This is a genomic window from Nonomuraea sp. NPDC052634 (genome assembly GCF_040678535.1).
Lineage (GTDB): Bacteria > Actinomycetota > Actinomycetes > Streptosporangiales > Streptosporangiaceae > Nonomuraea > Nonomuraea fastidiosa.
Window position 1 is genome coordinate 1,099,359 of record NZ_JBFATY010000001.1, and the last position, 16,735, is coordinate 1,116,093.

Below are 16,735 nucleotides of genomic sequence, written 5' to 3' on the forward strand. Positions count from 1 at the left end.
CCTGGCACCCTGGCGCCCCCAACGCTCGTGATATTGGGATATTACGTAGATTTCTGCCCAGGTGTCAGCCTCCGAAAGGTCAGTCCGGGGAACCACCAGTTGCGGTCACCGAGCACCTCCATCGCAGCGGGCACGAGCACCAGCCGCACCACTGTGGCGTCCACCAGCACCGCGACGGCCAGTCCCACGCCCATGATGCGCAGCGCGCGATCGTCGAACGCGCCGAACGCGGCGAACACGCAGATCATGATCGTGGCCACGGAGGTGATGACCCCGGCGGTCCTGGCGAGCCCGTCCGCGACCGCGCGGGTGTTGTCGCGGTCCTTCAGGTACTCCTCCCTGATCCTCGACAGCAAGAACACCTCGTAGTCCATGGACAGCCCGAACATGATCGTGAACAGCATCATCGGCACCCACGCGTCGATGGGTCCCGCGGTGCCCTGGCCGAGCACGTCCAGCTGGAACACCGCCACCACCACCCCGTAGGCGGCGCCGATGGACAGCAGGTTGACCACGATGGCCTTCAGCGGCAGGACCACGCTCCTGAACACGGGCACGAGCAGCGCGAAGGCGGCGAGCAGCACGGCGCACACCACCCAGGGCAGCCGGTCGGCGGTGTGGCGGGCGTAGTCGGCGGCGGCCGCGGTCGAGCCCGTCACCAGCACCTGCTCGGGCAGCTCGGCGCGGAGCCGGTGGATGAGGTCCTCGGTGCGCTCGTCCTGGGGGCCGGTCTCGGGGATCACGAGCGCGGCGCTCTCCCCCGCCGGGAGGGTGCGGGCGACGCCGGGTGTGCCGGCCGCCTGCCGGACGGCCGTGCGCAGCTCGGCCCCGCCTTCTGGTGTGGCGGGCGCGGCCAGGATGAGCGGCCCCGCCATGCCGGGGCCGAAGCCCTTGGCGAGCAGGTCGTGCGCCCGGCGCGTGGTGTCGGTGACCGGCCGGTTCTGCGCGTCGGACCAGCCGACGCGCAGGTGCGTGGCGGGCAGGGCCAGCGTGATGAGCGCGACCAGCGCCACGGCTCCCGCCGTCCAGGGGCGGCGCTGCACGACCTTGCTCCACCGGTACGACAGCGGCACTCCCCCGCTCCTGCGAGGCAGCGAGAACCTGTCGATGCCGGTGCCGATCAGCGCCAGCAGGGCGGGCAGCAGGGTGAGCGAGGCGAGCAGCACCATGAGCACGCCGCCCCCGCCCACCCGGCGGTTCTGCGCCCGGCGGCGATGGTGGCGAACAGCGCGATGAGCGCGGGCACCGGCCACAGGGCGATCGCGTAGCCGCGGGCGAAGATCACCGCCGCCGCTCCCGCGCACACGGCCAGCGCCAGGTCAGGACGCCTGGGCAGCGGCGCCAGGCCGAGCGCGGAGGCGGCGAGCAGGACGTGGCCGAGCAGGTCGAGCGGCCGGGCGTGCGGCTGGTTGGCGTACGCCATGACGGTGGAGGCGTGCACGCTCACCGCCATGACGAGCACGAGAGCGGTCGTCCGCATACCCGCACCGTAGTGCGGCGTCTCCGCCCCGCGCGATACCGCCGTGGCGGTACTCGCGCTACCGCGCAAGGGGTACGGTCACTCGCCCTGCAGGAGGGCGGCCTGCTGGATCTCCCACAGGGCGCTCTCCGGGATGCCGGCCTTGACCAGTTGCTCCCAGGTCGCCATCCGGTCGGCGGGGTCGTCGAGCAGGGTGCGCAGCAGGGGCCGCAGGACGGTGCGGTCGGCGCCCTCCTCGTACCACAGCGCGCCCAGGGCGCGGTAGAGCGCGGGCGAGCGGACGCCGGCGGTGCGCAGCAGCTCCTCGATGAGCGCCACCCGCTGGCCGAACGGCAGCGCCTCCCCCGCGCCCAGCGCGCGCAGCAGCAGGTCGAGCAGGCGCCGGTGCCGGGAGTCGTGGCCGGTGGCGATCGCGGTGATGACGTCGCCCATGCCGGCGGAGTCGGCGCCGCCTCCGAGCATGACGTCCTCGCGGCCGTCCACGACGACGCGGCGGGCGGCCAGAGTGGTGACGAGGCCGGTCCAGCCCTCCTGGCCGAGCTCCCCCTTCCACAGGTGGGTGAGCGTGGACCAGCGTTCGAGGTGGTCGGGGCCGCCCAGCAGGGCCGAGACCGCGACGGGCTGCTCGGATGCGCAGACGATGAGCAGGGCGAGGTTCGCCGAGTACGCGGCCAGGCGGCGGGTCATCGTGAGCCGGACCGGACGGAACTTGGTGAAGTGGCGGCGGGTCCGCTCGTGCAGGGCGCGGCGCAGCAGCCCGGTGAGCAGATCCACGCAGCGGGCGCGGACCGCGGACGGCACCTCGGCCAGCAGCTCCAGGATGAAGCCGATGGTGGGGGTGCGCTCGGCCAGGCAGGAGTGCGAGGTGACGGCGTACAGCAGGTCGTCGTCCACGGCCTGCACGAGGGCGAGCGGCTCGTCGCCGGCCAGGCGGCGGCGCCGGTCGAGGTCGCGCAGCGCGTACATGGTGATCCAGGCGACGAGGAACTCGCCGAAGGTGGCGTGCAGGAACGCGTGGCCGCGGCGGCGGACGAAGAAGAACCGCTCGGTGGCCTTGCGGGCCCAGCCGCCCGGCTCGACGTCGTCGTCCGGCTCGTCCTCGCCGCCGCGGCACAGGGCGGGCACGTCGCGTTCGAGCTGCTCGTCGGTGATGACCTGGCTGCCGCGCGCCAGCATGGACAGCGCGACCGCGCCGAGCAGCACCAGCTCCTGGTCGATGAGGACGCGGTGCGCGCCTCCTGTCTCGCGCTCGGTGTAGTCGCGCAGCAGCACCTCGTACAGGCGGGCGCGGCCGAGCGGCCCGTGGTCGCGCTGGAGCGCGTTGCCGCCGGCGTCGTAGAGCGCGAGCAGCAGCAGGAGCAGCGGCTGCCTGGCCATCTCGCCGTGGGCGAGCGCCGCCTCGGGCGGCAGCGGGGTGAGGTCGCGCCTGGCCAGCAGGGCGCGGTTGGCCTGGTCCCAGACGTCGAGCCACTGGCGTACCTGGTCGTCGTCGAACGGCCGCAGCTCCAGCGCGATCAGCCCGTCGGGGAAGCGGACGCGGTCGGCCACCACCGTCCTGCTGGTCACGATGACCGCGACCGGCCGCCCGGCCTCGGCCTCCCTGGCCTGGAACTCGCGTACCCGCTCCAGGTAGTCGTAGCGGGCGGCGGCGCCCGCGACCAGTTCGTCCATGCCGTCGAGCAGGATGACCGGCATGGCGCCGTCGGCGGCGGCGACGAGGTCGGCGTAGGCCACCTCCTCCCCCAGCGCCTCGGCCACGGCCTGCTCGATCTGCTCGGTGACGCTCGCCCGCGCCCGCACGCTGCCCAGTTCCACCCGGATCGGCAGGAACTCCGAGCGGGCCAGCCGGGCGGCCAGCACCTCGGTGAGCTTGGTCTTGCCTGAGCCGGGCTCGCCGAGCACGAGCAGCGGCACCTGGGTGGCGCGCAGCGAGGTGAGGTGGCCGACGAGGAACGCCTCGGTGTCGGCCAGCATCCGCTGGCCCTCCCACCAGCCGCGCAGCGCGGGCGTGGACTCCTGGGTCAGCTCGGCGACCCGGCAGCGGGGGCTCAGGTAGCCCTCGCCGAGCAGCGGCAGGTAGACGTCCTCCGGCAGCTTGCCGACTACGAGCAGCGGCTGGTCGAGCGCGTTGGCGGCCATCCTGACGCGGTGGATCATGGGGCGGTCGCCGGCGCGGGGCGGTGCCAGCTCGGCGAGCAGCCAGGCCACCCGCGACAGGGCGGTGGCGGGCGGCGGCGGTTCGGTGACGAGGCTGCGCACCCCGAACTCGTGGCTGTCGAGCGCCAGCGACCGGTAGTCCTCGTCGTAGATGCGCAGCGCGTGCGCGGGCGGCCCGTCGGCGAGCAGGCGCGGGAGCTGGAGCTGGTCGTCCACGGGCAGCTCGTCCCATAAGGACAGGCCGCTCACGTACGCGGCCAGGCACTCCGACATGCGCAGGTAGGCACGTTCCACGGCGGCGCGGGTGTCGGCGTACGGCACGTGCGGCTCGGGCGTGGGCAGGCGTTCCAGCAGCAGCTCGGCGACCAGCCGGGTGAAGCGCTCCGCCGCCGGCACCACCCGGGAGATCTGCTCGCCCCGGTCGAGCCGGTCGAGCGTGAACGGCAGCTTGGCCTCGCCGAGCGCCTCGAAGTAGGCGGACACGACGACGGCGGCGTGCGCGGCGGCCAGGCGGCGGGTGCGGGTGTGCCGGTCCACCCCGGCCCGCAGCTCGGGCAGGCGGCGTACGACGTCCTCGCCGTAGGCGACGATCGCATCGCGCAGGTCGCGCAGGCCGCCGGAGAGCTGCGGCCCGCCGGACAGCGCCCAGCCGGTGCGCTCGGCCGCCGAGGCCAGCCCGATGACCTTGACGAGCCTGGTGTCCTTGCATCCGAGGATCCTCAGGGCGTCGGCGTAGCTCGGGGTTTCGATCATGGCCTTCTCCCGGGGGACTGGGGATGTCCCATCATGCGTCGTCGGTCCCGAGCGCCGCAGGCGGTTCGCCAGGACGGTCGGGGTTCGCCCTGATCGTCACGTACCCTTCAGCGCGGTCTCGATCTCCGGCAGCGCCGCGGGATCCTCGATGGTGGACGGGGTGGTGTACGGGCGGCCGTCGGCGATGTCACGCATCGTGGCGCGCAGGATCTTGCCCGACCGGGTCTTCGGCAGCCGGGACACCACGACGGCGCGGCGGAAGGCGGCGACCGGGCCGATGCGCTCGCGTACGAGGGCGGTCAGCTCGCGCTCCACCTCCTGCGGGTCGCGGGACGTGCCCGCCTTGAGCACCACGAACCCCACGGGGAGCTGGCCCTTCAGCTCGTCGGCGACGCCGATCACGGCGCACTCGGCGACGTCGGGGTGCGCGGCGATGACCTCCTCCATCGCGCCGGTGGACAGGCGGTGCCCGGCGACGTTGATCACGTCGTCGATGCGGCCCATGACGTAGAGGTAGCCGTCGGCGTCGAAGTGGCCGCCGTCGCCGGTCAGGTAGTGGCCGGGATAGCGGTCGAGGTAGGAGCGGGTGAAGCGCTCGGGGTCGCGGTAGAGGGTGGGCAGCGCGCCGGGCGGGAGCGGCAGCTTGACGGTGACCGCGCCCTCGGCGCCGGGCGCGCAGTCGCGGCCCTCGCCGTCGAGGATGTGGACGTCCCAGCCGGGCACGGGCTTGGTCGGCGAGCCGGGTTTGACGGGCAGCCGCTCGATGCCGACGCAGTTCGCGGCGATGGGCCAGCCGGTCTCGGTCTGCCACCAGTGGTCGATGACGGGGATGCCGAGCAGGCCGGAGGCCCAGTGGTAGGTGTCGGGGTCGAGGCGCTCGCCGGCGAGGAAGAGGTACCGCAGCCCCGACAGATCATGCTTTTTCGCGTATTCGCCGGAAGGGTCCTCCTTCTTGATGGCGCGGATCGCGGTCGGCGCGGTGAACAGCGTGCGCACGCCGTGCGTGGCCACCACCCGCCAGAACGCGCCGGGGTCGGGGGTGCCGACGGGCTTGCCCTCGTACAGCACGGTGGTGCAGCCCGCCAGCAGCGGCCCGTAGACGATGTAGGAGTGGCCGACCACCCAGCCCACGTCGGAGGCGGCCCAGAAGACCTCGCCCGGCGCGGCGCCGTACACGTTCGACATGCTCCAGTGCAGCGCGACCGCGTGGCCGCCGTTGTCGCGCACGACGCCCTTGGGCGCGCCCGTGGTGCCGGAGGTGTAGAGGATGTAGAGCGGGTCGGTCGCGGCCACGCTCACGCACCCGGCGGGCTCGGCCGCCGCGACGGCCTGCGCCCAGTCGAGGTCGCGGCCCTCGGTGAGCTCGGCGCGGCACTGCGGCCGCTGCAGGATCACGCAGCGGTCAGGCCGGTGGCTCGCCTGCGCGAGCGCGTCGTCGAGCAGCGGCTTGTACGCCACCACCCGGCTCGGCTCGATCCCGCACGACGCCGACAGCACGACCTTGGGCCGCGCGTGGTCGATGCGCACCGCCAGCTCCCCGGCCGCGAACCCGCCGAACACCACCGAGTGCACCGCCCCGAGCCTGGCGCAGGCCAGCATCGCCACCACCGCCTCGGGCACCATGGGCATGTAGATGACCACGGTGTCGCCGGCGGTGACGCCGAGCCCGCGCAGCATGCCCGCGGTCCTCGCCGTCTCCTCCAGCAGTTCGGCGTAGGTGTAGGTGCGGGTGACGCCGGTGACCGGGCTGTCGTGGATCAGCGCCGCCTGCTCGCCCCGGCCGGCCGCGACGTGCCGGTCGAGCGCGTTGTGACAGGTGTTCAGCCGCCCGTCGGGGAACCAGCGTCCGCCGGCGTACACGGTGCTCGCCGCCGTGTCCCACTCGATGCCGCGGGCCGCCTCGCCCCAGAACGCCTCGGGCTCCTCGATGCTGCGCCGGTAGACCGCCTCGTAAGCACTCACTTGTCGATCAGAACAAGCGTGCGCCGATGGCGCAAGACGTGACGCGCGGGAGTTCGGGCGGCGATCGCCGTACGGTCGATGAGCGTCGCCGTACGGTCGGCCGGCGTCGCCGAGCGGCCGTACGGCGATCGCTCAGCGTGTCAGACGGAACGTCCCGTGGCGGCCGACAGGACCAGCCGGACGGCGAAGACGCGGTAGCCGGCCCGCTCGAACGCCCGCGCCATGGGCACGTTGCCCACGTCGGTGTCGGCCGCGATGCGCCGCACCCCGCGTCCGGCGTGGAAGCGGGTGATCTCGCCGAGCAGGTCGTCGACGTACCCCTGGCCGCGCCGTTCCGGCACGACCCCGAGGTAGCCGACCACGGGACCGGCGTCGTTGGCCGACGGCAGCGCGACCCCGACGAGGTCGCCGCCGTGGTCGTAGGCCAGCCGCCACCATGACCGGTCGCCGCGCATGGACGTGTAGTCGCGCACGTCCGCGCGCGCCTGCTCCTCCGGGTCCATGACGGCCAGCGCCTGGCGGGTGTGGAAGTCGAGCGTGCCCTCCGCCACCCGGCGGAACGCCGCCACGAACGCCTCGTCGTCGTCATCGGCGCGGAACACCAGCCGCCGTGACGGCTCCGGCACCGGGGCCTCGCCGTCGGTCCAGGCGTAGCGCAGGCGCTCCAGCTCCTCCGTCAGCCCGGCCTTGCCGGCCGCCTCCCATCGCCAGCCGACGGCGGCGCGCGTGCCCGGGTCGTCGCGCCAGCCCGGGGTGACGAACACGTGGTACTCGGGCACGGTCCCGTAGGCGTCGTGGGCGCGGCGCAGCAGCTCGGCGGCCAGGGCGCGGCGATCGGTGACGGACGGGTGGACGTACAGGCAGTCGAGCGCGAGCGGGCGGTCGCCGTCGGGGAAGCTCCACCAGACGGCGCGGGCCATGATCTCGCCGGTCTGCTCGTCCTCGGCGAGCCAGATGCGGTCGTAGCGGTAGCTGCCGGTGCCGAGGAACGTCAGCAGCCGATCCGGGTGGGCCCAGCTGATCGGCTCGTCGACGACGCAGCCGAGCAGGCGGTCTAGATCGTCTCGCCGGGCGGGACGGAAACGCATGCATCCTCCGAGAAGCAGAAGCGGGCGCGGAGCGCGCCCCTGGACGTGCGGAACATCTCAGCGCCTCCTTTCTTCCGGCTTTTCGGTGTCAGAGGGCACTTTAGCCCAGATCTCGCGCCAGGATGGGCGGGTGAGCTCCTACGACGACGACACACTGCCCCTGCAGCCTCCGATCCGGTTGCCCGCCGCGACCACGCTCGCCTCCGCCGTACGCTCGGCGCCTTCGTTCGAGGAGGTGAGCGAGCAGGCCGGGGAGCTGAAGCCGGACGCCGAGGACTCGGACGTGCTCGGCTTCTGGGCCGCGCACTGCCGCGAACGGCTGGCCGGCGACGAGGGCCTGCTGCTGGAGCTGATCAGGTTGTTCCTGTCCAGGGAGCCGGCCGCGAGCGCGCCTTCCGCCACGCTGACCGGGCTGGGCCTGGTGCGGCAGGAGGAGCCGTACACGCTGAGCTGGCTCGGCCTGTGGGTGGCGCGGCAGATCATCGCCGAGACCACCGGGCAGGAGATCCCCGTCATGGGCTCGCTGGCCGAGGCGGACGCGGCGGCGCTGCTGCACGGGCTGCGCTCGTACCCGGAGGCCGAGCGCACCGAGGAGCTGGCCGGCTGGCTCAAGGGCCGCGGACAGGCGGACGCGGCCGCCGAGATCGCCTCCGCGCTCGGCACGGTGAGCCCGCTGGCCCGCGCGGTCGGCGTGGAGGTGCTGTCCACGGCGCTCGGCGACGAGGGGCGGCTGGCGCTGACCCGGCTGCTCGACCAGCCGAAGCTCGGCGCGGTGATCGCGGCGAGGACCGGCCGCGACAACCGGCGTCCCGCGCCCGAGGAGATGTCCTGGGTGCTGGTGGACATGGCGGCGGCGCTGCTGGAGTTCGGCGGCGAGATCCGCGAGGTCATCGAGTCGATCTCGATGGGGATGGACGCCGACGAGCAGGCCGGCACGATCGCGATCCTCGCCTTCTGCGACCATCCGTGGACGGGACGGGTGCTACAGGTGCTGATCGACCACCATCCGGACGAGAAGGTCGTGTCGGCTGCCCGCAAGGCGCTGCGCCGCCTGCGCGGCCTCGCCGACGTCCGGCTCTGACCGCCGCTTCGCCATGTGGCCCGTTCTCCGCCGTGTGACCGGAGTGACATGCGGGACACGTGGGACGGCGCACGCGGCGATCACCGGTAGAGTCGGCTCGGTGACCAAGCATGCGATCTCCCCACAGACCGGCATCCTGGGTGACACGTTCGCCTGCGTGTGCGGCGCGCTGATGGCCGGCCGGATGACGGCCGAGGTGCACGCCGCCGAGAGCGGGCTGTGCTCGGCCTGCCTGGGCACGGCGGAGGAGGAGGTGGCGCCGGACCTGGTGCGTCCGTGCACCTCCTGCGCCGGCACCGGCCGTCGCAAGGAGCAGGTGACCTGGCAGCTCGCGCACGCCGAGGCCGAGCACCTGATCACGATGACCATCGTGCGCGGCGTCGTCGCGGGGTTCGACGGCCCGTTCCACCTGTCCGAGGTGGCCGACACGGTCAGGAACGGCCTCGGCCTGCCCGCGGGCCGGCTGCCGGTCGGCCCGCGCGTCCGCGACCTGCTGCTGCAGCTGCAGGCGGCGGGCGAGATCGCGATGGTGTCGGCGCCCGACGAGATGATCGGCACCGACATGGTCCTCTACCGCGACCCGCAGTGGCAGCGGGTCCGCACCGTCGGCCGCTGAACGTCCGGATTGCGGCCCCGGGCGGCTCGCCCGGGGCCGGATCATGTCAGCCGGTCAGACGGCGCACGTGCTGCTGGAGAGCACGTCGATGCCGAGGATCTTGCGGGGCTGGGAGTAGGTGACCGAAGCGCCGGGAGCGAGGCAGGCGACGCTGATCCCCTCGGCGGGGCGCAGCCGTACGGCGTTGAAACTGAGGTTCTGCGCTCGCGTGACGGACGCTTGGAGCGGGTGGAAGCCCGGATCGGCGGAGACGCAGACGGCGCGGTCGGGTTCGACCGCGGTCACGCACACCGTACCGGCGCTCGCTGCCGATCCCGCGGCCTGCGCGGGCCCGGCTGACAGGGCGGTCAGCGCCAGCGCGGCGGCGATCGCGGCGGCACCTCTGGCGAATGCGGACATCCTTTTCCCTTTCCCTGGACTGACTGGACCTTCTGCGGCGCTCCCCGCCGCACCCGCCAGGCGGCGGGCGGCCGAAGGGCGGGGAGAGGGAGGTCTCCCCGCCCGCTCAAATCTCCATCGGGAACGGTCTCTCGGCCAGGGTTGCGGCCGGGCATTGTGCGGTCATTACCCGGCGCATGCCGCCTCTTCGGCTCGCGCGATCAAGGCCGTGGCATCGTGACCGGGTGCCCGCCGCGCCACCCTTCCTGCGCGTCAGGCTCCCGCGGCGCGCGTACGGCGGGTCAGGCGGGGACGCGGCAGATGATCTCGCCGTGCAGGACGGAGAACCAGCCGTCCTCGGCCGCCGCCCACTCGCGCCAGCCCGCCGAGATGCGCCTCAGGTCGGCCTCGGTCGCGGCGCCGGTGGCCAGGGCCTGCTGGGCCATCGCGGAGGCGAGGATGCGGTCGGCCCACATGCCGCCCCACCACTCCCGGTCGCCCGGGGTGGCGAAGCACCAGGTGGACGAGGTGGCGGTGACGTCGCCGAAGCCGGCGGCGCGGGCCCACGACAGCATCCGCCGCCCGGCGTCCGGCTCGCCGCCGTTGCCGCGGGCGACCTTCTCGTACAGGGCCAGCCATTCGTCCAGCGCGGGCACCCGCGGCCACCAGGCGAAGGCGGCGTAGTCGCTGTCGCGGGCGGCGACGATGCCGCCGGGCTTGGTGACCCTGCCCATCTCGCGCAGCGCGCGTACGGGGTCGCCCACGTGCTGGAGCACCTGGTGGGCGTGCACGACGCAGAAGGAGCCGTCGGGGAACGGCAGGTCGTGCACGTCGGCCACGGCGAAGTCGACGTTCGTCAGCCCCCTGGCGGCGATCTCGGCCCTGGCCAGGGCCAGGGCGTCGTCGTTCACCTCCGAGGCCGTCACGTGCCCCACGCGGCCCGCCAGGTCGGCGGTGATGGTGCCGGGTCCGCTGCCCACGTCGAGCAGCCTCATGTGCGGTCGCAGGTGAGGCAGCAGGTAGGCGGCGGAGTTCTCGGCGGTGCGCCAGCGGTGCGAGCGCAGCACGGACTCGTGGTGGCCGTGGGTGTAGACGGCGTTCATCGGTGAACTCCTTCCAATCGCGGACTCCACCACCCTAGCCGCTGTCTCATCATTCAAGAGATATTGTCTCACATGACAAGACATCGATCAGCGTACGTAGACTTTTCCCGACGACGTACGAGAACTGCATGAAAGGCGGAGTCCGTGGCAGAGGTCCGGCCGATCACCCTCGTGGGCGACCCCGTCCTGCACAATCCCTGCGAGCCGGTCACCCGCTTCGACGACGAGCTGGCGGCGCTGGTGGAGGACATGTTCGCCAGCATGTACGCGGCCGAGGGCGTCGGCCTCGCCGCCAATCAGATCGGCGTGTCGCTGCGCGTCTTCGTCTACGACTGCCCCGACGCCGAGGGCAAGCAGCACAAGGGCGTGGTCGTCAACCCCGAACTCGAGCTGCCGAGCCTCGGCGAGCGGCACCTCGACGCGGGCGACGAGGGCTGCCTGTCGGTGCCCGGCCAGTACGCACCGCTCCCCCGCCCCGACCATGCCATCGTGCGCGGCTTCGACGTGACCGGCGCGCCCGTCACCGTCGAGGGCACCGGCCTGCTGGCGCGCTGCCTGCAGCACGAGACCGACCACCTCGACGGCCACCTCTACATCGACCGCCTGCCGGCCAAGCGGCGCAAGCAGGTGCTGAAGGCGTACCAGGAATCCATTAAAGCGGACAAAGCATCGCTATAGTGGAGGAATGACTGGCGAAGGGGTGCTGTCCAGCGGCCTGTCCATGGCCGAGCTGGGCCGGCGCATCCGCGACGAGCGGCGGGCGCGCGGGCTGTCCATCGAGCGGCTCGCCGAGCTGAGCGGCATCAGCAGGAGCATGGTCTCCGACGTCGAACGGGGCGCGAAGACTCCGACCGTGCTGGTGCTCGACCGGCTGGCCACGGCGCTGGGCACGTCCATCTCGCGGCTGCTCGACGAGCCCGCGCACGGCGGCGTGCGGGTGCTGCGGCACGCCGAGCAGCGGGTGCTGCGCGACCCGTCGGGCTGGGAGCGGCGGGTGCTGTCGCCGGTGCTCGGCGACGTGGAGTTCGAGTTCATGCGCACGACCATCGGGCCCGGCGTGGACGCGGGCGAGTTCGCGCCGCACGCGCCGGGGTCGCGCGAGTACCTCGCCGTCGAGCGCGGCGGGCTGCTGCTGACGATCGACGGGCGGCCGTACGAGCTGGGCGCGGGCGACTCCGCCTACTACCCGGGCGACTGCCGCCACGCCTTCGCCGGCGATCCCGGCAGCGGCTGCGTCTTCTACCTCGCCATGGAGCTGACGCCTGGTCTCTCGGGCGCGGCAGGACACCACGGAGCCGGGCGGCACGAGACGGGGAGGGAGCCGCACGATGGATGAGCCGCGTACATCCGGTGTCCGGGCCGATGAGCCGGGGACGGCCGGTGTCCGGGCCGATGAGCCGCCGACGTCCGGCATGCGGGCCGAGGTGCTGCGTACGGCCGGGATGCGGGCCGCCGGGCTGGTGGCGGGCCACCTGGACGGCCTCGCCGCGCGCCCGGTGTGGCGGCCGGTGCCCGATGACGAGCTGGCCTGGATCGCCGGGCAGGAGCTGCCGGAGACCGGCAGGCCGCTGGGCGCGCTGCTGGAGGACGCGCGCGAGCACATCCTGCCGTACCCGATGGGCAACGGCCACCCGCGCTTCTTCGGCTGGGTGAACTCGCCGCCGAACCCCGCCGGCGTGCTGGTCGAGCCGCTGGCCGCGGCGCTCAACCCGAGCTGCGCGGGCGGCGACCACGCGGGCCCGCACCTGGAGCGCACGGTCGTGCGCTGGCTCGCCGAGCTGGTCGGATTCCCGCACCCGCCCGGCGGCGGGCTGCTGACCAGCGGCGCGTCCATGGCGACGGTGATCTGCCTGTCGGCGGCCCGGCAGCGGGCGGCGCTGGCCGACGGCTGGGACGTCCGCCGCGACGGCCTGTCCGGGCGGGCGCCGATGGTCCTGTACGTCACCGAGGAGGGGCACAGCTGCCTGCGCAAGGCGGCCGAGCTGCTCGGCCTGGGCGCGCGCAACGTGCGCAAGGTGCCGGTGGACGGCGCGTACCGGATGGACCCGGCCGCGCTGCGGCGCATGATCGCCGAGGACCTCGACGCCGGGCTGCGGCCGTTCTGCGTGGCGGCCAGCGCGGGCACCGTGAACTCCGGCGCGGTGGACCCGCTCGGCGAGATCGCCGACGTGGCCGCCGCGTACGGAATCTGGTTCCACGTGGACGGGGCCTACGGGGCGCTCGGCGTGCTGGCCGACGACGCCGCACCGCACTACCGGGGGCTCGACCGGGCCGACTCGCTGGCGCTCGACCCGCACAAGTGGCTGGGCGTGCCGGTGGGCTGCGGGTGCGCGCTGCTGCGCGATCCCGGGGCGGCGCGGGCGGCGTTCAGCCTGGTGCCGTCGTACCTGGTGGACGAGAACGCGGGCGAGCTGGGCTGGTTCGCCGAGTACGGACCGGAGCAGACCCGCCCGTTCCGCGCGCTGAAGACCTGGGCGACCATGTCGCACCTGGGCCGGGCCGGCATCAAGCGGCTCGTGGAGCACACCTCCGGGCTGGCGCGCACGCTCGCCGCGATGGTCGAGCAGGCGCCCGACTTCGAGCTGCTCGCCCCCGTGACCACCTCGATCGCGGCCTTCCGTCACACGCCGCGCGATCGCGATCTCGACGCGCTCAACCGGGCGCTGCCGTACGCGGTGCAGGTGCGCGGCAACGCGTTCATCACCGGCACCCGGCTGGGCGGGCGGGACGCGCTGCGCGCCTGCTTCCTGCACCCGGACACCACGGAGGCGGACCTCGAAGTGCTGCTCGAGGAGATCAGGCTGGCCGCCAAGGTCCTGTAGACGAGCTGCGGGAGCTCTAGCGATCGCTCTTGGAGGCGCTGCGGGCGCGGGCTCTGGGCGGAGTAGCCTGGCGGCGTGGTCACCGTCGAGGACGTCCGCCGGTTCGCGCTCACGCTGCCGCGCACGAGCGAACATCTCATCCGCGACCGGATCAAGTTCCGGGTGGGCAGGATCGTTTACGTGGCGTTCTCGCGCGACGAGACGATCATGGGCTTCGGCTTTCCGAAGGAGGAGCGCGCGGCGCTGGTGGCCGCCGAGCCCGACAAGTTCCTCCTGCCCCGGGAGCCGGACATGCGCTTCAACTGGGTGGAGGCGCGCGTGGCCGCGCTCGATCCCGACGAGATGCGCGAGCTGGTGCTGGAGGCGTGGCGGATGTGCGTACCGAAGAAGGTCCGCCTCGAACAGGAACGCGCCGCCGCCCTCTCCGGCGGAACGAAGCCCTGACGGGGGCGGCGAGGCGGCGGTGCCAGCGCGTGAGCGAGACCCTGGCGACCGGCCACCCACCCGCCCCATAGGACAGGACGCCCGGCGGCGGGATCAGCGGGTGATCGAGCGGTAGAGGTCGCGGGTCAGCGTGGTGATGCGCTTGACCGAGGCGTTCCACGTGCCGCCGACCGGGTGGGCGGTGAGCACCGCCATCACGTACCGCTCGCCAGGGCCCACCAGCCCGGTCGTGTGCAGCACCGGCCGCCCGTAGTCGGGCACGCCCGAGCCCGTGGCCCGCTGCGCGACCCACGAGATGGACGCCCCCACGGCCCCGCCCGCGGCGGCGGTACCGGCGGCGTGGTTGGCGTTGCCCGTGCACGGCGCGGGCGGTCTGGTGCCGAAGCCCGACCAGCCCTGCTTGACGGCGTGCGGCTTGGGCACGCCGTCGGGGATGCCGAAGGTCTGGTCGAAGCCGTCGGTGCCGCACGGCGTGGCCTTGCGCAGGTGACCGAGGATGGTGTCCCTGACCCGGGGCTCGGCCTTGTCGAGCAGGTAGCGGTACGTGCGCACGATGTCGTACGCGCTGAGCGAGGTGTAGCCCCAGAACCCGGGCTTGGACGCGGGCGGCGGGGTGGTGTCGGCCAGGCCGAGCCTGCGGGCCTGCCGCACGATGATCTGCCCCTTGCCGAGCCGGTCCCAGAGCGCGGAGGCGGCGTCGTCGTCGCTGGACCGCAGCATGATCTTGAGCAGCTTGGCGTCGGCGGGGGGCACGGTCCTGCGCCCCTCCAGGTAGTCGATCGCGATGAGGATCTTGACGACGGAGGCGGAGCGGTACTTGCGGTGCGCGTTGCGCAGCGCGACGAACTTCCCTGCCTGACGGTCGAACACCACCCACGCCGCGGTGGTGCCCGCGGGGACTCGGGGCGCGGCGGCGGCCTTCGCGGGTGTCGCGATCGCGGCGGTGAGGGTGCCGGCGAGGAGCAGGGATCCCAGGACCTTGGTTCGCATCCGCCTATAACTACCAGATCTCCCCAGTACACCCTTGACCTGCCCAACTAAGCGGGTATAAACACAGATGAAACCAACACGAAACGGCGGTGAATCAACATCATGTACGCCGAGGAGCGGCAGCAGGAGATCCTGCGACGTGCGCGTGCCGCGGGCCGCGTCGACGTGGTGACGCTGGCCGCCGAGCTCGACGTGACCACAGAGACGATCCGCCGCGACCTGACGGCGCTGGAGCGTGCGGGCGTGCTGCGCCGCGTGCACGGGGGCGCGATCCCCGTCGAGCGGCTGGGGTTCGAGCCCGCGCTGGCCACCCGCGACGAGGTCATGACGGCCGAGAAGGAACGCATCGCCAAGGCCGCGCTGGCCGAGCTGCCCGAGGACGGATCGATCATCATCGACGCCGGCACCACCACGGGCCGCCTGGTGAAGGTGCTGCCGGCCGACCGGGAGCTGACGGTCGTGGTGAACTCGCCGCCGCTGGCCACCGCCCTGGCCGCGCGCGCCAACCTGCACGTGATCATGCTGGGCGGCCGGCTGCGCGGCAAGACGCTGGCCACCGTGGACGACTGGGCGCTGCGCCCGCTGGCCCACCTCAACGTCGACGTCGCGTTCATGGCGACCAACGGCTGCTCGCTGACCCGCGGCCTGACCACGCCCGACCCGGCCGAGGCGGCGATCAAGCGGGCCATGGTCAAGGCCGCGCAGCGCAGCGTGCTGCTGGCCGACCACACGAAGTTCGGCAACACCTACCTGGCGACGTTCGCCGAGCTGAGCGAGATCGACGTGGTGATCACCGACACCGGCCTCGACGTGGCCCAGGCCGCCGACGTGGCCGCCGCAGGACCGGAGGTGATCAGGGCGTGATCGTCACCCTGACGCTCAATCCCAGCCTCGACCGCACGATCGAGATCTCCTCGCTCGACCGGGGCACGGTCATCCGCGCCGCCACCGCCCACCTCGACCCCGGCGGCAAGGGGGTCAACGTCTCGCGCGCGCTGCTCGCCAACGCGGTGGCGAGCCGGGCGGTGGTGCCGTACGGCGGCGACGAGGGCAGGCAGCTCGTCCGCCTGCTGGCCGCCGAGGGGCTGGACATGGTGACCGTGCCGGTGTCCGGCGCGACCAGGTCGAACGTCACGCTGGCCGAGCCTGACGGCACCGTCACCAAGATCAACGAGCCCGGCACGGCGCTGTCGCCCGCCGAGCTCGACACGATCGCCGAGGCCGTGCTGGACGCGGCGCACTCCGGCGGCCAGGGCGCCGACTGGGTGGTCGCCTCCGGCAGCCTGCCGCCCGAGGTGCCGGCCGACGTCTACGCCACGCTGTGCCGCCGTTTCGCCGGGGCCGGCATCCACGTCGCGATCGACACCAGCGGGCCCGCGCTGTCGTACGCGCTCGATGCCGCTCCCGACCTGGTCAAGCCCAACCTGGAGGAGCTGTCGGCGGCCACCGGCATGCCGATCGGGAGCCTGGGCGACGTGGTCGCGGCGGCGGGCGAGCTGCGCGCGGCGGGAGCGCGTACAGTGCTTGCCAGCCTGGGCGCCGACGGCGCCGTCCTGGTCGAGGAGGCCGGCACCTGGTACGGCGAGGCCCCCGCCGCCGTGCCGCGCAGCTCGGTCGGCGCGGGCGACGCCATGCTCGCCGGTTTCCTCGCCGCGGGCGGCAGCGGCCCCGGCGCGCTCGCGCAGGCGCTCGCCTGGGGCGCCGCCGCCGTCCAGCAGCCCGGCAGCCGCATGCCGGGCCCCGCCCACATCGACATCGACGCCGTCACCGTGTGCCGGCCCGACCCCAAACGTCCGCTCTCCACCGCCGTACCCGCGGCACTCCCGCAACCCGGCTGATCTCCTGCTCATCCTCCAAAGGA

Annotated in this window: 16 protein-coding genes; 8 read left to right on the forward strand and 8 right to left on the reverse strand. The window is 73.3% G+C overall.

The window, feature by feature from the left end; genetic code table 11:
* Window positions 1-41: 41 nt before the first annotated feature.
* From AB0K67_RS05185 to AB0K67_RS05205, 5 genes are all read right to left on the reverse strand, one after another.
* Window positions 42-1,190, reverse strand: a complete 1,149-nt coding sequence (locus tag AB0K67_RS05185; RefSeq protein WP_364053124.1) for an MMPL family transporter — start codon at window positions 1,188-1,190, stop codon at window positions 42-44.
* Entirely contained in the window at window positions 1,121-1,480 is a 360-nt protein-coding gene (locus AB0K67_RS05190) for a hypothetical protein (RefSeq protein WP_364053127.1), read from the reverse strand. The genes AB0K67_RS05185 and AB0K67_RS05190 overlap by 70 nt, the downstream gene beginning before the upstream one ends.
* 78 nt (window positions 1,481-1,558) lie before the next feature.
* Window positions 1,559-4,390 (reverse strand): hypothetical protein, encoded by a 2,832-nt coding sequence (locus tag AB0K67_RS05195; RefSeq protein WP_364053130.1) that lies wholly within the window; start codon window positions 4,388-4,390, stop codon window positions 1,559-1,561.
* Window positions 4,391-4,486: 96 nt separating this feature from the next.
* Window positions 4,487-6,352, reverse strand: coding sequence for a propionyl-CoA synthetase (locus AB0K67_RS05200; RefSeq protein WP_364053133.1), 1,866 nt, complete (start codon window positions 6,350-6,352; stop codon window positions 4,487-4,489).
* A 140-nt stretch (window positions 6,353-6,492) separates the two neighbouring features.
* Window positions 6,493-7,440, reverse strand: coding sequence for a GNAT family N-acetyltransferase (locus tag AB0K67_RS05205; protein WP_364053136.1), 948 nt, complete (start codon window positions 7,438-7,440; stop codon window positions 6,493-6,495).
* Between the two features lie 130 nt (window positions 7,441-7,570).
* Here AB0K67_RS05205 and AB0K67_RS05210 point away from each other — a divergent pair, with 130 nt between their 5' ends.
* Window positions 7,571-8,521, forward strand: a complete 951-nt coding sequence (locus tag AB0K67_RS05210) for a hypothetical protein (protein ID WP_364053139.1) — start codon at window positions 7,571-7,573, stop codon at window positions 8,519-8,521.
* 100 nt (window positions 8,522-8,621) lie between these two features.
* Window positions 8,622-9,137, forward strand: coding sequence for a hypothetical protein (locus tag AB0K67_RS05215; RefSeq protein WP_364053142.1), 516 nt, complete (start codon window positions 8,622-8,624; stop codon window positions 9,135-9,137).
* A 54-nt stretch (window positions 9,138-9,191) separates the two neighbouring features.
* Here AB0K67_RS05215 and AB0K67_RS05220 read toward each other — a convergent pair whose 3' ends face one another.
* Both AB0K67_RS05220 and AB0K67_RS05225 read right to left on the reverse strand, forming a co-directional pair.
* Window positions 9,192-9,536 carry a hypothetical protein gene (locus AB0K67_RS05220; protein WP_364053145.1) on the reverse strand — a complete coding sequence of 115 codons (345 nt, stop codon included), beginning with the start codon at window positions 9,534-9,536 and terminating at the stop codon, window positions 9,192-9,194.
* 281 nt (window positions 9,537-9,817) lie between these two features.
* On the reverse strand, window positions 9,818-10,702 hold the full coding sequence (locus tag AB0K67_RS05225; RefSeq protein ID WP_364053148.1) for a class I SAM-dependent methyltransferase: 885 nt from the start codon (window positions 10,700-10,702) through the stop codon (window positions 9,818-9,820).
* Window positions 10,703-10,762: 60 nt separating this feature from the next.
* On the opposite strand from AB0K67_RS05225, the gene def reads away from it, so the two are divergent.
* The 4 genes from def to AB0K67_RS05245 all read left to right on the forward strand — a co-directional run bounded on the left by def (window position 10,763) and on the right by AB0K67_RS05245 (window position 13,884).
* Complete coding sequence (gene def, locus AB0K67_RS05230; RefSeq protein ID WP_364053151.1) at window positions 10,763-11,296, forward strand: peptide deformylase; 534 nt, start codon at window positions 10,763-10,765, stop codon at window positions 11,294-11,296.
* 7 nt (window positions 11,297-11,303) lie between these two features.
* Window positions 11,304-11,954 (forward strand): helix-turn-helix domain-containing protein, encoded by a 651-nt coding sequence (locus AB0K67_RS05235; protein WP_364053154.1) that lies wholly within the window; start codon window positions 11,304-11,306, stop codon window positions 11,952-11,954.
* Entirely contained in the window at window positions 11,947-13,440 is a 1,494-nt protein-coding gene (locus AB0K67_RS05240; RefSeq protein ID WP_364053157.1) for a pyridoxal-dependent decarboxylase, read from the forward strand. The genes AB0K67_RS05235 and AB0K67_RS05240 overlap by 8 nt, the downstream gene beginning before the upstream one ends.
* 75 nt (window positions 13,441-13,515) lie before the next feature.
* Complete coding sequence (locus AB0K67_RS05245) at window positions 13,516-13,884, forward strand: MmcQ/YjbR family DNA-binding protein (RefSeq protein ID WP_364053160.1); 369 nt, start codon at window positions 13,516-13,518, stop codon at window positions 13,882-13,884.
* A gap of 93 nt (window positions 13,885-13,977) precedes the next feature.
* Here the strand turns inward: AB0K67_RS05245 and AB0K67_RS05250 are convergent, their stop codons facing one another.
* Complete coding sequence (locus AB0K67_RS05250) at window positions 13,978-14,874, reverse strand: hypothetical protein (RefSeq protein ID WP_364053163.1); 897 nt, start codon at window positions 14,872-14,874, stop codon at window positions 13,978-13,980.
* A 102-nt stretch (window positions 14,875-14,976) separates the two neighbouring features.
* Between AB0K67_RS05250 and AB0K67_RS05255 the strand changes: the two genes are divergently transcribed.
* Both AB0K67_RS05255 and pfkB read left to right on the forward strand, forming a co-directional pair.
* Window positions 14,977-15,738, forward strand: a complete 762-nt coding sequence (locus tag AB0K67_RS05255) for a DeoR/GlpR family DNA-binding transcription regulator (RefSeq protein ID WP_364053166.1) — start codon at window positions 14,977-14,979, stop codon at window positions 15,736-15,738.
* Window positions 15,735-16,712: a 1-phosphofructokinase gene (gene pfkB / locus AB0K67_RS05260; RefSeq protein WP_364053169.1), complete on the forward strand. Its 978-nt coding sequence runs from the start codon at window positions 15,735-15,737 to the stop codon at window positions 16,710-16,712. Before AB0K67_RS05255 ends, pfkB begins: the two co-directional genes overlap by 4 nt.
* The last annotated feature ends 23 nt before the right edge of the window (window positions 16,713-16,735 follow it).

Excerpts from the sequence above, each read along its gene's own strand:
- AB0K67_RS05190 (WP_364053127.1), bottom strand. The coding sequence starts at position 1,480 with ATGCGGACGACCGCTCTCGTGCTCGTCATGGCGGTGAGCGTGCACGCC.
- AB0K67_RS05195 (WP_364053130.1), bottom strand. The coding sequence starts at position 4,390 with ATGATCGAAACCCCGAGCTACGCCGACGCCCTGAGGATCCTCGGATGC.
- AB0K67_RS05205 (WP_364053136.1), bottom strand. The coding sequence starts at position 7,440 with ATGCGTTTCCGTCCCGCCCGGCGAGACGATCTAGACCGCCTGCTCGGC.
- AB0K67_RS05220 (WP_364053145.1), bottom strand. The coding sequence starts at position 9,536 with ATGTCCGCATTCGCCAGAGGTGCCGCCGCGATCGCCGCCGCGCTGGCG.
- AB0K67_RS05225 (WP_364053148.1), bottom strand. The coding sequence starts at position 10,702 with ATGTCTTGTCATGTGAGACAATATCTCTTGAATGATGAGACAGCGGCT.
- AB0K67_RS05235 (WP_364053154.1), top strand. The coding sequence starts at position 11,304 with ATGACTGGCGAAGGGGTGCTGTCCAGCGGCCTGTCCATGGCCGAGCTG.
- AB0K67_RS05240 (WP_364053157.1), top strand. The coding sequence starts at position 11,947 with ATGGATGAGCCGCGTACATCCGGTGTCCGGGCCGATGAGCCGGGGACG.
- AB0K67_RS05250 (WP_364053163.1), bottom strand. The coding sequence starts at position 14,874 with ATGCGAACCAAGGTCCTGGGATCCCTGCTCCTCGCCGGCACCCTCACC.
- AB0K67_RS05255 (WP_364053166.1), top strand. The coding sequence starts at position 14,977 with ATGTACGCCGAGGAGCGGCAGCAGGAGATCCTGCGACGTGCGCGTGCC.